Origin of the sequence: Dokdonia pacifica, assembly GCF_900188275.1 — a bacterium.
GTDB lineage: Bacteria > Bacteroidota > Bacteroidia > Flavobacteriales > Flavobacteriaceae > Dokdonia > Dokdonia pacifica.
In genome coordinates this window covers 169,610-183,052 of the sequence record NZ_FZNY01000007.1, presented here as the reverse complement: position 1 = coordinate 183,052, position 13,443 = coordinate 169,610, and the positions used below count along the sequence as shown (strand labels likewise).

Annotated in this window: 11 protein-coding genes; all 11 read left to right on the top strand. The window is 33.9% G+C overall.

What is annotated here, in order from left to right; genetic code table 11:
• Positions 1–42 precede the first annotated feature (42 nt).
• The 11 genes from CHB80_RS19375 (at position 43) to CHB80_RS19325 (ending at position 13,439) form a co-directional block, all read left to right on the top strand.
• Positions 43–675, top strand: a complete 633-nt coding sequence (locus CHB80_RS19375; protein WP_089373171.1) for a sulfotransferase family 2 domain-containing protein — start codon at positions 43–45, stop codon at positions 673–675.
• A 5-nt stretch (positions 676–680) separates the two neighbouring features.
• A complete protein-coding gene (locus tag CHB80_RS19370) occupies positions 681–1,406 on the top strand; it encodes a sulfotransferase family 2 domain-containing protein (RefSeq protein WP_089373170.1) in 726 nt (241 codons plus the stop codon).
• Between the two features lie 315 nt (positions 1,407–1,721).
• Entirely contained in the window at positions 1,722–2,099 is a 378-nt protein-coding gene (locus CHB80_RS19365; RefSeq protein ID WP_089373169.1) for a LytR/AlgR family response regulator transcription factor, read from the top strand.
• A 236-nt stretch (positions 2,100–2,335) separates the two neighbouring features.
• Positions 2,336–2,974 (top strand): hypothetical protein, encoded by a 639-nt coding sequence (locus CHB80_RS19360; RefSeq protein WP_089373168.1) that lies wholly within the window; start codon positions 2,336–2,338, stop codon positions 2,972–2,974.
• Positions 2,975–3,328: 354 nt separating this feature from the next.
• On the top strand, positions 3,329–3,649 hold the full coding sequence (locus tag CHB80_RS19355) for a hypothetical protein (protein WP_089373167.1): 321 nt from the start codon (positions 3,329–3,331) through the stop codon (positions 3,647–3,649).
• An 11-nt stretch (positions 3,650–3,660) separates the two neighbouring features.
• Complete coding sequence (locus CHB80_RS19350; RefSeq protein ID WP_089373166.1) at positions 3,661–5,085, top strand: contractile injection system tape measure protein; 1,425 nt, start codon at positions 3,661–3,663, stop codon at positions 5,083–5,085.
• Between the two features lie 184 nt (positions 5,086–5,269).
• Complete coding sequence (locus CHB80_RS19345) at positions 5,270–6,586, top strand: ATP-binding protein (protein WP_089373165.1); 1,317 nt, start codon at positions 5,270–5,272, stop codon at positions 6,584–6,586.
• Positions 6,587–6,794: 208 nt separating this feature from the next.
• The gene (locus tag CHB80_RS19340) at positions 6,795–10,739 is read left to right on the top strand and encodes a phage tail protein (RefSeq protein WP_089373164.1); all 3,945 of its coding nucleotides are present in this window, start codon (positions 6,795–6,797) and stop codon (positions 10,737–10,739) included.
• Positions 10,739–11,383 carry a hypothetical protein gene (locus CHB80_RS19335; protein ID WP_089373163.1) on the top strand — a complete coding sequence of 215 codons (645 nt, stop codon included), beginning with the start codon at positions 10,739–10,741 and terminating at the stop codon, positions 11,381–11,383. Before CHB80_RS19340 ends, CHB80_RS19335 begins: the two co-directional genes overlap by 1 nt.
• 663 nt (positions 11,384–12,046) lie before the next feature.
• On the top strand, positions 12,047–12,640 hold the full coding sequence (locus tag CHB80_RS19330; RefSeq protein WP_089373162.1) for a DUF4255 domain-containing protein: 594 nt from the start codon (positions 12,047–12,049) through the stop codon (positions 12,638–12,640).
• Positions 12,633–13,439 (top strand): hypothetical protein, encoded by an 807-nt coding sequence (locus tag CHB80_RS19325; RefSeq protein ID WP_089373161.1) that lies wholly within the window; start codon positions 12,633–12,635, stop codon positions 13,437–13,439. Before CHB80_RS19330 ends, CHB80_RS19325 begins: the two co-directional genes overlap by 8 nt.
• The last annotated feature ends 4 nt before the right edge of the window (positions 13,440–13,443 follow it).

Genomic DNA, 13,443 nt, shown 5'->3' with positions numbered 1-13,443 from the left:
AATCTCCAAAAACAATAAATAGTAGCATTAAAGATTTAGATAATGAGCTTCTTTCACTTATTCAACAGAAAAATCCCGTATCCTTTTTACATAAAAAAAAGAGAAGACGTGATTTTTATTCATATTATGAAAACAGCAGGAACAAGCTTGCGTCATAGTATGCAGTTTAATAGAAGTGCTCAATCCAGTAAAACTAAAAAACACTATTTTTCCAAAGAAGTGATCGAGATTGTAGGTCAAGAACACTGGGATGCTGCTTTTAAATTTACATTTGTGCGTAACCCATGGGATCGACTCTATTCCTATTATCGTTTTCAACAACGAAAACATAAAATTGCAAGTGAAGAACAAGGGAATACATTTGAATTATGGCTTAAGTCTACATTAAAAAAAGAATATGAGAATCCTTATGACAAAATAAGATCTCAAGTCGCATGGCTTAAGAATTTTGATGATACAGTAGATGTCGATTTTATCGGGAGGTTTGAAAATTTAGAAACTGATGTTACTAAACTTGGGCAATTGTTAAACATGAAAATAGATTTGCCTCATGTTAATCAGAGTCTACCTATAGTACATTATAGCAAAGCATATACCGATGAATTGGAAGAACTAGTACGAATACATTATAAAGAGGATATCGAAATGTTTGATTATTCTTTCAGTAGAAAATAGATTTTATGCATATATATTATTCATTACTTAACATACATCGTCGTCTTGTTGGAACTCACCAACGCAATGCAGATTGGTCAAAAGTTAAACTTATATCGATTCATATTCCTAAAACAGCAGGAACCTCCTTTATTCATAGTTTGAAAAAGCAATATGGTCATCAAAAAGTAGCACGTATTGATATTAATGATAATAGAGCAAGAATCAATAAAATACCTGTAAGTAAAGCTTATCTGTATAAAAACACAACAGTAATTCATGGGCACTTTACCATTGGTTTGTTGCATAATCATTTGAACCTTTTTCCCAGTATACCCATTATTACCTGGTTACGAGACCCTGTTGAACGTGTTATCTCTAATTATTACTATCTATATAAACGATTGGATGAAGAATTAAATGAAGAAAAAAAAGGACTTAACATTCTCTCAAAAATGCGACGTTCTTTACTTGAATATGCACAAGACGAAAGAAATTGTAATAGAATGTCAAAGTTTTTAAATGGTATTGACCTTGAAGATTTCTTTTTTATTGGCATCGTAGAAAACTATGATGAAGACATTCAAGAATTAAGTAGAAAATTAAATTGGAGTACTCTTGAGATTGTAACGCATAATAAGACGGGTACGGTTAACAAACCTGTTGTAGACGAACAAACAAAAGCATTAATTAGATCTTATAACAAAAAGGACCAAGCACTTTACGAACAAGCACTTGCTTTAAGAAAATAATATATTCATCTAAAATTAGCTTACAGATACCAAGTAGCATATATACAGATCTATTAAATATTTATCCAGTCTTAACACCAAAAGAAGTATACAATCCTTTTCAATATTGTACTAACAAAGTTGAGAGAAGTTCTGAGATACTTTATAATACAATCCAGAAGAATTAATTTTAAAGCACTACATCGATAATGAGTAATTTATTTAATAAATTTTCTAGTCAAATGTAAGTTATCTTAAAATCACCGTCAATAAGCCATATAGGCTCTCTATTTTAGAGAGCCTTTTTGATGTGATTAAAAAAATATATTGCTCTATATGGATCATAAAGTATCAGATAATTCAAAAAAGTCTATTGAATGTTTATATGGAAAGATTGCTTTCCCTCTGCAAAAAGGATTCAGGTTTGAAGACATTAGTGATATACAATATATTATTGCAAATGGCAGTTACTCAAAGGTTTATTTTAGAAATCAAAAACAACTTTTAGTATCTAAAAATTTGAAATTTTATGAATTAAAATTATGGGATAGAGAGTTTATGCGTATCCATCCATCTACATTAATTAATTTTAATTATATCAAAGAATTAGATCGATCTGAAGGCGGTAGTGTTATTATGCAAGATGGGAAACAACTTCCTATTTCTAGACAGAAACGATTAGAATTAGAAGCACTAATTCGTGAAAACTCATAAGTAAATTAACGACAATAACTAGTATAATGTTTTTATTAAAGCATATATGGATGCCTTCTATGCATATATAAAAGAACCTATTTTGAGTAATAGGTAAACTAATACTGTTAATGTGTAAATCAATACTACATTCAAATGAAATAGTACTTATTTAGCTCTTATTATACAGATATATTGTATCTGTATAATAAGAAATCTATAGGCTCTTTTTATCATGATTCCCTAAATCATCCATTATGAAATATATTACGTTTGTAGCACTTTTGATTGCACAAGTTTGTTTTTCACAAGTAGGTATAAATACCACTGATCCAGGTGCTTTGTTAGACATTAATAGTGAGACTCAAGGTGTTTTAATGCCGCGAGTAGAATTAGTAATAACGACTCAAGCATTACCAGTAGTAAACCCTAAAGGAGATCCCTTAGAAGATGGCACACTTGTATATAATACAACAACTGTAAATGATGTCCGACCAGGCTTTTACTATTGGCTTACTGATAGGTGGGTTCGATTAAGTTCTGAGCCACAATTTTTACAGTTTACCTCCATAACATTACCTTTTCCTTCCAGTGCAAATAATGATGTAGATTTTCTTCTGGATGGTGTAAATTATACATACAATGTCTTTAGAATTGAACACTCTGGCGCAGATTTAGGCGGTATAATTGGAGGTGTGCATGGAAGAATCCTTTATATATATAATGGAGATCCTACGAATGATTTAAAATTACTTGCGGGAGGAAATTCGGCTTCAAACCCTGAAAATCAATTCTCTCTTCAAGGAGATGTCATACTAAAACCAGGAAATGCAATCATAGTTTTTTATGATGGAATCTATTTAGACCGATGGACTGTTGCTAGATCTGATAATTAATCCTCTATTATTAGTAATACAAAGTTGAAAACCTCAAAAAGATACGTTTTCAAGCGATAATCCTACTAAATAAATTTTTATTCCTATAACCTCACTAGCAGTAGTGAGGTTCTTTATACGCTTTCGCGAAAGCGTATACACTTATATCTCATAAGAAATTACCTGCTATTTAAATAATGGAATCTTAAAAAAACACTGAAGCTACCGCTTTTTTAACACCATTTTTTTGATCCTCTTTAATTCAGAAAAAATTAAAAATAATTCCGCTGAAAAGACTGATTTCCTGCGCCTTATTATTTTCAAAAATCAAGATATACAGAGTTCTTTGTTATATACAATAAAACACGGTTTATCATGGATTTAAAGGAGATTTATAAAAAACGAAAAGAGATTATTAATGGGCATATGAATGAATTGTATACCCTCGCAGGAATGACCAGTAAAAATGATGCAGAGGTATTTACTATTCGCGAAAAAATATGTAATGATTGTCCCCTTAAAATAAATAACACCTGTAATACCAATCTGTGGATTCATCCTACAACTATGGAGACGGCAAAAATGGGTAAAAAAGGCTTTGTAAGAGGGTGTGGCTGTAGATTAAGCGCAAAACAAAAATCAAAATATAGTAAGTGTCCGGCAGGTTTTTGGGGAGATGAGTTTAGTTCCAAATAAGAGTGCCTCCTATGGAAACACATATTATACATAAAGTATATCTAGAACTCACGACTTCAAGTGTATCTGAAGCAAAAAAAATTAAAGAGAATATAGGTAGCTTTTTAAATACCGAAGTATTCCCATTATTAGAAAAACAAATGGATGCTATCGATAAAGAGATTCCGGAATATACCATCCAATTAGATCAAATTCATGTAGAGATTGCCGAAAAAAATATTCGGTTAAATGATGACTTAAAGTATACGCTTATTGAGCGTGTTGAAACTGAAACTAAAAAGGAACTACAAACTATTAATGACAATCATAAAACGGAAGACAGTATTGTTAGAAAAAGAAAATTAGGAAATAAAAATGAACATCAGTTAGAGACATTTATTCATTTTTTAAAAACAGGGACCAATCCCTGGTGGAGTAATGAATCAATAACACAATTAGTACTTCCTAAAAACTTCAAGAAATTACTTACTACGCGTGATTTTATACCAAAAGTAGTACGTGTGCTTAGAGATGAAAAAGTAAGAAGTCGTTTCATAAATCAACTCACAATGGCCTCTGTAAAAGAACTGTGTTTAGCTATTGCCCAAAAGAGTGAGATACTAAATATAAAAGAAGCAGAAGTACAGAAAATAAGTAAACGACCTATCCAACAGCAACAAGGCATTTGGGAAGTAATATTGACTGCAATAGCACATCAAGAAGCTGTAGATGTTACAGCCATCATTGTAGCTGTTAAGGAAGCTGTGGACTTGAGTAAACATACCCAGAAACAATCTCAAGAAAAGACAATCTCAAGAGAAAACCAGGAAACAGCAAATAGTACACAAGATACAGATCAAACCAAACAACAAACGGTAGATAAGAAGCTTATAGAAGCCCTTGTAAACCCTAAAAAGGAGGAAGTAGCTACACGAGAGACTTCTATAAAAAATGAAGAAGTGATAGAAGGCGAGTATGTTCAAAATGCAGGACTAGTACTCATACATCCTTTTTTAAAGCATTTCTTTAGCCATTGTAACCTCCTAGATGAAGACAAACAGTTAAAAGATCCAGAACGCTGTGCACACCTGCTACACTATATCGCAACAGGAAGAACAAAGCAAGCCGAGAGTGATATGGTTTTTGAAAAATTCTTATGTAATATCCCTATCAATCAATCTATCAATAGAAATATTACCATTACTAAAAAGCAAAAAGAACAAGTAAATACTCTTTTAAACGCGGTCAATGAAAATTGGGGCGCTTTAAAGAAAACATCACATGCATTATTGCAAAACGAATTCTTACAACGTTTAGGTAAAATAGAAAAGAATAGTAGTGGTATCACCATCCAGATAGAAAAGAAAACGCAAGATATTTTATTAAAAAAGCTTTCTTGGGGAATGGGACTTATACGGCTCCCATGGAAGAAAGAATTCCTATATGTAAACTGGTAATGGTTAATTGCTTATATCAAAAATCAAATCTACTGAAACTACAGATTCTAGAAGGGTATTTGTTTGCTTTTGAGAGGTCATGAAAGCATCTTTGTAAACTAAATATAGAAGATATAGTAGTAAAATTAGGGAGGCTATATTTTGTGTTTTTTAAAGTTGAATATAATATAAATAACAGTACACTATGCTTTCAGAACAGAAGGGCGCACAACAAATTTTTGAACACCTAAAAGAAGTGATTCTTTGGCGATTAGAAAATACGCAAACACCACTCAAGGAGTGCCCTTTAAAGTATACACCTTCAGCATATGAAGAGAGTTCTCTTGGAGATTATATCGCAAAGCACAGCCTAAATCAAGAAGAAATTATGGCACTTTTACTCTCATTAGTCACTCATGTATATCCTACATTCTTGAGGGATGTGAGTGTTGAAAGTGAAAATGGTGTATTGTATTTCTTTTCACAAACACGTGCAGATCAAAAAAATGCAGACCCTACTGCAGAAACCCTGTTATATACAATAGCAGGAGACCATATACCAGGACGAATAGCTGCTATTCAGTTTTTGCAGAATAATAGATTATTTAATGACCTGCAAGTCTTACATACCGCTCCTACAGAAAAAGGAGAACCTGCTGTACGCGGAAAATTATTAGTGTATCAAGATGCCTTTCAAGAAATTGTACTAGGGAGTACTCATATTCCTAAATTAAGCGAGGAGTTTCCTGCACAAGAAATCAAAACCCAAATGACTTGGGATGATCTTATCCTAACAGAAAGTACCTTGCAAAAATTACAGAATAGCAAGATGTGGTTAGAGCATAACGATACCTTACTAGAGGAGTTAGGAATGAAAAAACGACTCAAACCTGGCTATCGAGTTCTCTTTTATGGAGCACCAGGAACAGGAAAAACACTAGCAGCAAGCTTACTAGGAAAGTATACTGGAAAATCGGTATTTAGAGTAGACCTCTCTGTATTGGTCTCTAAATATATTGGAGAGACAGAAAAGCATTTAGCAAACCTATTTAATAGAGCACAAAAAAAGGATTGGATTCTCTTTTTTGACGAAGCAGACTCGGTATTTGGAAAAAGAACCAATGTACGAGACGCTCATGATAAATATGCAAACCAAGGCGTATCTTATTTATTACAAAAAATAGAATCCTATCCAGGGATGGTGATTTTAGCTTCAAATTATAAAGATAATATAGACACTGCATTCATGCGTCGTTTCCAGTCTATCATCAATTTTGAATTGCCAAAAGCAAAAGAACGCTTACGCATCTGGAAGCATAATATTCCAGAAAAACTAGAACAGCATCCTTCATTAAAACTAGAAGAAATTGCCTCAAAATATGTCTTGAATGGTTCAAATATTATGAACTGTATTCAAGATGCAAGTTTAAAGGCATTGGCAAATAAAGATCGAATACTAACGCAGGCAATGGTGTTAGAGAGTATAAAAAAAGAATACCATAAAGAAGATAAAGCGTTTTAACAACACCTTTCTTTTTTATTTGGGCGTGCCCTTACTTCAGAAATACTTTCAGAAGTAAGGTCGGGCTTTACACTACAATTCCTCGCACTTCCTTACAGTCAGGCTGTGGGATTTTCATTGCAATCCCTCACGCAAAAATGACTAGTAATAACCGTGAGAAAGTATACATATGTCATGACATATTGTAAAAGACCATAATAACAATACTATGAGAACAGGTACGCAACCCGAAATAAAAGCGTCTCAATTAGGCGCTGCTCAACAAAACAAAAAAGCCAAAAAAGCTGTTGCTCTTCAAGGAAAGAAACAGCAAAAAGCAACTAAAGGAGTGCCTCCGTCATTAGACGAAGTCCTCTTTGGAGCACCTCAAAAAGTGAATACTACAGGTATTAAAGATTCAGACTTTAATGCACAACAAGTAGGGCAATTGGCAGCAGACCCTACCGTAGGAATACCAGATATTCTAGATGCGCAATTTATAGATATCGCAAGTATCCCTAAAACAAAAGCAACACCAATCGTTGCAAAAGACCCAGTAATAAAAGAAGCGCCAGCTACAAAAAAAGTAGCAGAAGCGCCAGTAGTTACAGAAAAAATAGAAGGAGAACCAATTCCAAAAACTGGCGCAAAAGCAGTGGTGCCTATTACCATAGCAAAAACCCCAGAAGAAAATGAAAACTTCCAGGCTTTAAAAATGGAAGTGAGTGAGACTGCCAAAGGACAACAACAACATGAGTCGTCTAGCAAAGCAAGCGCAAAAGCGCAAGCAGCAGCACCTTCACCAAGTAATGAGCGTGAGAGTATTGCACAAGCTAGACAAGTAGATGTTATGGATGAGCAAGAAGCTGGAGCGTTTAGTGCAGCAGCTTTTAAAATACAATTACAAAGCCGTATTGCAGAAATGCAATTACCTAAAGATGAAGAGGAGGCAGATAACTTTGAAGAAAATAATAATATTGCAGAGGTAAATAAAAATGCGATGGGAGATGTGAGTGGTGCCTCACAAGAATCTTCAGGCGCGATTGCAAGCGCCACTTCTGCAAAACCAAATACAGCAGCTGCTCCAAAACGAAATGTTGCAAAAATGCCAACGCCTAAATTTGGTAAAAAACCAACGGTTGCAGGAGCTGGAAAAGCCATGCCGCCTAAACGTACTGCTGCTGAGGTAGAACAACCCTTACAAGAACAAAATAGTACCGTAGATAATGAGATGGCAGCACACGGAGTAACCGATGATATGCTAGCCAACTCAAACGAAGCTTCTTTCACAGGCGCATTGGCAGAAAAGAATGCAGCCAAAGCACAAAGTGATGCAGCCACACAACAGTTTAGAACAGAAGAAGAACAAGAACAACAAAACGTACAGCAAAATGCACAACAGCAAACCAATGCTCAAATTGGTGGCATGAATGCGGCACGTATTTCTGGATTAAATAAAGTAGCAGGAAATCAAAAACAAACAGCATCTAAAGACTCGGTAAAACGTAAACGTATCGCCGATGCCATTAATGGAAAGTATGAAGTTACCAAATCTAAAGTAGATGCTATCCTAGATCAATTAGATACCGATGTAGCTAAAGAATTTGTCAAAGGATCTAATGTTGCTAAGAAAGCCTTTGAAGATCATATAGAAACCAAAATGACAGCTTATAAAAAAGAACGTTATGGTGATTCTATATTTAGCTTCAAGCAATTTCGTCGTGTGGGTGATTTCTTTGTAGGACTCCCAGAAGAAGTCAATGAATTCTTTGTGACTGGACGTGAAGTATATATCGCTACCATGGATGGGTATATTGAAACCATTGCAAATATGGTAGCTACTAAGTTAAATCTGGCAAAACAAGAAATTGCAAACGGTAAAAAAGAAGTACAAGCGTATGTAAATTCATTATCGCCTAGCTTACGTAAACTTGGTAAAGAAGCCGCTTCTGCGATAGAAGATAAGTTTGATAGTTTAGAGCAAACCGTAAATGATAAGAAAGATACGCTCATTGAAGCATTAGCAGAGCAATATGCAGCCAATGTAGAAGGAATAGATGCACGTATTGAAGAATTAAAAGCTGCCAATGAAGGATTGGTGAGTAAAGCCTTAGGAGCTTTAAAAGGAGTCTTTGATTTTATTATCAAAGTAAAAAATACCTTAACCAATTTACTAGCAAAAATAGTAGAAGTAGTCGTGGCCATTATTGCAGATCCAATAGGATTCTTATCCAATATGATGGCAGGCGTAGGACAAGGAATTTCCAACTTCTCTTCTAATATTGTCAAGCATTTACAAAGCGGTTTGATAAGTTGGCTTACAGGAGCCATGAGCGGTTTGAGTATTACCATGCCAGAAGATGTATTCTCTCTGAAAGGAATCTTCTCGCTATCCTCACAAATCATGGGCTTTACCTGGCAAGCCGTGCGTAGAGTAGGAACCAGAGTCATTGGAGAACCGGTGATGAAAGCCTTAGAAACAGGATTCGAACTCGTTAATATCCTACGTACAGAAGGACTCGCAGGATTGTGGGAATACATAAAAGAACAATTCCAAGATCTAAAAGCTACCGTTATAGATGCGGTAATGGACCTGATCCAAACACAAGTCGTACAAGCAGGTATCAAGTGGTTATTAGGATTGCTCTCTCCAGTAGGCGCCTTTGTAAAAGCGGTAATGGCGATTATAGATGTGGTAAAATTCTTTATAGAACGTGCCGCACAAATCGCAGAGTTGGTGAATGCCTTTATAGACTCTGTCTCAGCCATTGCCTCTGGAAAAGTAGGCGCGGTTGCAGCCTCTATAGAAAAAGCCTTAGGGAAAGCAGTACCCGTAGTAATAGGACTCTTAGCCTCTATTTTAGGCATTGGTGGCTTAGCGCGAAAAGTGATCAAGCTCTTTAAGAAAATTCAAAAACGTGTTGAAAAAGCACTGGTAAAACTTTGGAAGAAAATCAAGAAACTAGCGAAGAAGTTCTTACGTAAGATTGGATTTGGGAAGAAGAAGGATAAAGGGAAAGAAGGAGAGCAAGATTGGGATGATGTTAGAGTGCCTTTTCAAACAGAAGATGAAAAAACACATACATTATATTTTGACGAAAAAGGAAGTGAAACGGTATTGATGGTGGCAAGTAACCCACAAACATTTAAAGCTTTTATTAATGAGGTGAAAATAGATAATGATGATGAAAGATTAAGAAAAGCTCATGCTAAGGCAAAAAGTATTGCAGGAAATATCGATGAAAGAAAAAAAGATAGAGTCGGAGATGATAAGGCAAAAAAAGCTAAAAAAGAAAGAGATATAAAAAGTATGGTTAAGGCGTTGTCTAAATATGTTGCTGTACTCTTTGGGATTGATGAGAATGGATTGCCTACCACAGAAGTTTTACACAATAGTGAAACTATAGGAGGAGCGCTTATGGGAACTAGAATGTATGCTAAAATTCTTACTAAGAAAGGATCGGGTGGAAGTAAACCTACCACAGTTCCTCATAAAATTATGGATTCTCTACTTTTAAGAAAAGAAGGTAAAAGAAGTTATTATGTTAGAGGGCATATGTTAAATCACAATATTCATGGGCCTGGCGAATGGTATAATATGACTCCATTATCTCAAAAAGGAAATAAAAACCATTTGAGAAAAGCTGAGAAAGCGATTAAAACCGCAGTAGAGTCAGGAGCAGTAGTTGATTATACTTTAATTGTGAAATATGATCGAAATGTTTCTAAAATTAGTGATAATCAATTAGAACGAGCTGGATTTAAGAGTGGTAAAGAAAAAGAAAAAATTAATAGTCTTAGAGAAGCCGAACAATATGTGCCCGAAAAAATGATATTACGTTCCTACATGCTTAAGAAAGTTAATGGAAAGTATCAACGTACAGAACTTCTTGTAGAACAAACTAATGTGCAAAATCCAGTAGATTTAGATATTAATAATTATAAAATAAAACCAGAGAAGAGTATTGTTGATTTTAAAATTAATTCAATTGAAGAAATAAAGAAAAATACAAGTTTAGATATTGAAGAGGCGAAAATTGTAAAAAGAGCAGCAAATATAGTAGATAACCCACTAGATTTTAATCAAATAATTACTAAATTGCCTAAGGTTACTGATGATCCAATTACTATAAGTAGAATCTCTAAGATATTAAAAGAATTAAATAAATCATAATGAAGCATAGGTTTAATAAATATTTAGAATATTATTTAATCGAAGTTGAGAATGAAGAAAAAATTGAAAGCCTTAATTTTGAAATCCCTAATAATTTAGAATCCAAATTACCTCAATTAACTGCTTTGGATAAAGTACATTTCGGGATTGAAGATTTTTATGAAAATGCTTGCAATGGTTATGATATAGAATGGAGGAGGGATAGTGAATCGGAAGTTGGAGGTAGAATGAGACTTAATGACACGGAGTTTATGTTTAATGCACCTTACGAGCCAGATGAGTATATAGTGTCATTAAATCCTGAACTAGCTGATTTTAGAGATTTTGACCTATGTACAGATGAATCTCAAGTTGGTTTTCTTATTAATAAAGAAGACAATACAATTTCTAAATACTTATATTATCATATATCCGGTGATCCTGATTTGCATTTGTTAGATTTAAATTTTAGTGGATATACTCAAATGGCGGTTGAAGCTAGAGTTTTTTATGGTTGGCAACGGATATTACTTCACTATGATGGTTGGGAATATGGAAAAGAAGAAACAAAATTATTTAAAGAAGAAATGCCTAAATTATTCTCAGATTGGACATGGGAAGGTTTTATTGAGAAGTATGAGAGTTTAAGACTTTCAAAGAAATAAATTTACATAAATAGAGATATATGCCCCACAGTAACTTGTGGGGTTTTTCTTTTCGCGAAAGCGTGAAAAAGTAAATAGGATGGTTGAGATTATGTATATAAACTTTGTAAATTGAAGAGGTACTATTTCTTACTCAAATCACCATCAGTTACAAACTAATAGGAGCACTATTATACTTTCTCAAACAAAAACTACAGATTCTTGCTGTAACCCTATAAAACGTCTTTTCATAGAATTCAAGAGATATGAAATAGTATATATGCTTTTGTGAAAACGCTATAAAGCATCTAATAATCTCTTTTAATACCAACCTTACAAATCGTACTGTTTTTTAACGTTTCAATACATTATCGGAACGTATAAAACTTGTAAAATGTGATATCTAAACAAGAATATTACAAAATATAACTTCATGTTTTACAGGTATTTGAGGTTGTTTTGTATTCTACTTACTGAAACTACGGATTAGACGCTGTAAAATGTTTGGCTTTACTGGGCTCTCTACGTATGTTTGTACTGTGATTAACAAATAACACAAGAAGTACTTCACTTATTAGCAATCACATTTGTCTTACCATTCTAGAAACCAAGACAAGAGAAGCTAGTGGCACTGGCTACATACTAAATGCTTTTATATAACAATAAATCAATAAAAAGGAGACCATGATCTACGATGTATTAAGAATACTCAAAAAGGAAATAGGAAATTATCTGGATGATGAAAACCTAGTGGTATTAGAAAATATTGCCAAAGCAGAAGACGCAAGTGATACGTCATTAAATGATAAAGTGATCGTTACTTTATTAAGTACAGAAGAAGAGTCTACTCTGAAAAATACACCAAGACACGAGATTAAAAACGGAACCAAAATTTATAAAAGTGGTGCGGCGTATCTCAATGTGTATATGATGGTAGCGGCTAATAGAAGTACGTATGAAAAATCATTGCAATCTATTTCTAAAGTGGTAGAATTTTTTCAAGACAAATCCATTTTTACAAACAACAATACAGATCCTTCCATTTTTACACTTGATGATGAAGATTCTCAAATTGAGGAATTCAAATTTATGGTTGATCTCAAATCACTTCGTATCGAAGAATTGAGCTATGCTTGGACCGTATTAGGAGGAAGAACAATGCCTTCTGCTTTATATAAAGTGAGTATTGTAAAAGTGCAAAGACAGAAAATTAAAGGTGTAGGACCGGCAATCACTACAATACAAGAAACCACGCTTAATCTTACAGAAAATGAGTAGTACAATAACATACCTGCCTATATTCAATTTGAATATATTACATAATTATTTCCTAGATGTAGGAGATACTAAAATCTTTGACGATACACAGAAACCAGCTAATTTATCTAGCTATAATGTATCTGAATTTCTACACATAACACCTAGTCAAGACACCAAAAGAGTTCTTGCAAACCATAAAGTTGTTTTTAAAACAACTACAGATGGGGGAACATGCTTTATCTCGGTAGATCAAGATTCAAAACCAGTAATTGATAGTACAAATGTAACAGTAACTCTTTTAGTATATAGCAAAGATGCTTTTTTTGAAAAGTATACAGATATAAAGGCGAGTCCAAAGGGGGTTTACTTTTTTACAAATGATCCTACAGAACCTGATAATGAAATCAATGCTTTAAGTGATACAGCATCAAATCTTGACGAGTATAAAGTAGTATCTAGTATGGATCCTATGAGTAAATACCAAGAGCTTCTAGGAACATTGACAGGGAAAGAACAACGCTCTTTATTAGGGATTGTATCGATAAAACTTGATGAATTATTAGTGGCAGGAGCTGTAGGTGATACAACAGAGTTCAAGATAGTTCTCAAAAATAGAAAAACAATATGGGTATATCTGGAACAAGATGGGACAGTAGCTTCACAAACGGGGCAAACATTACCATTTACTCAAAAAGGAAATATCATTCCTAAAGATGCAGCAAATGCTGATATCCCTCACAGAATGGCAACTCCTTTTGATGCTTTTAACTATCCAGAAGATTCAAATCAGCCCATAGAAACACAAATATATATTTAAACAA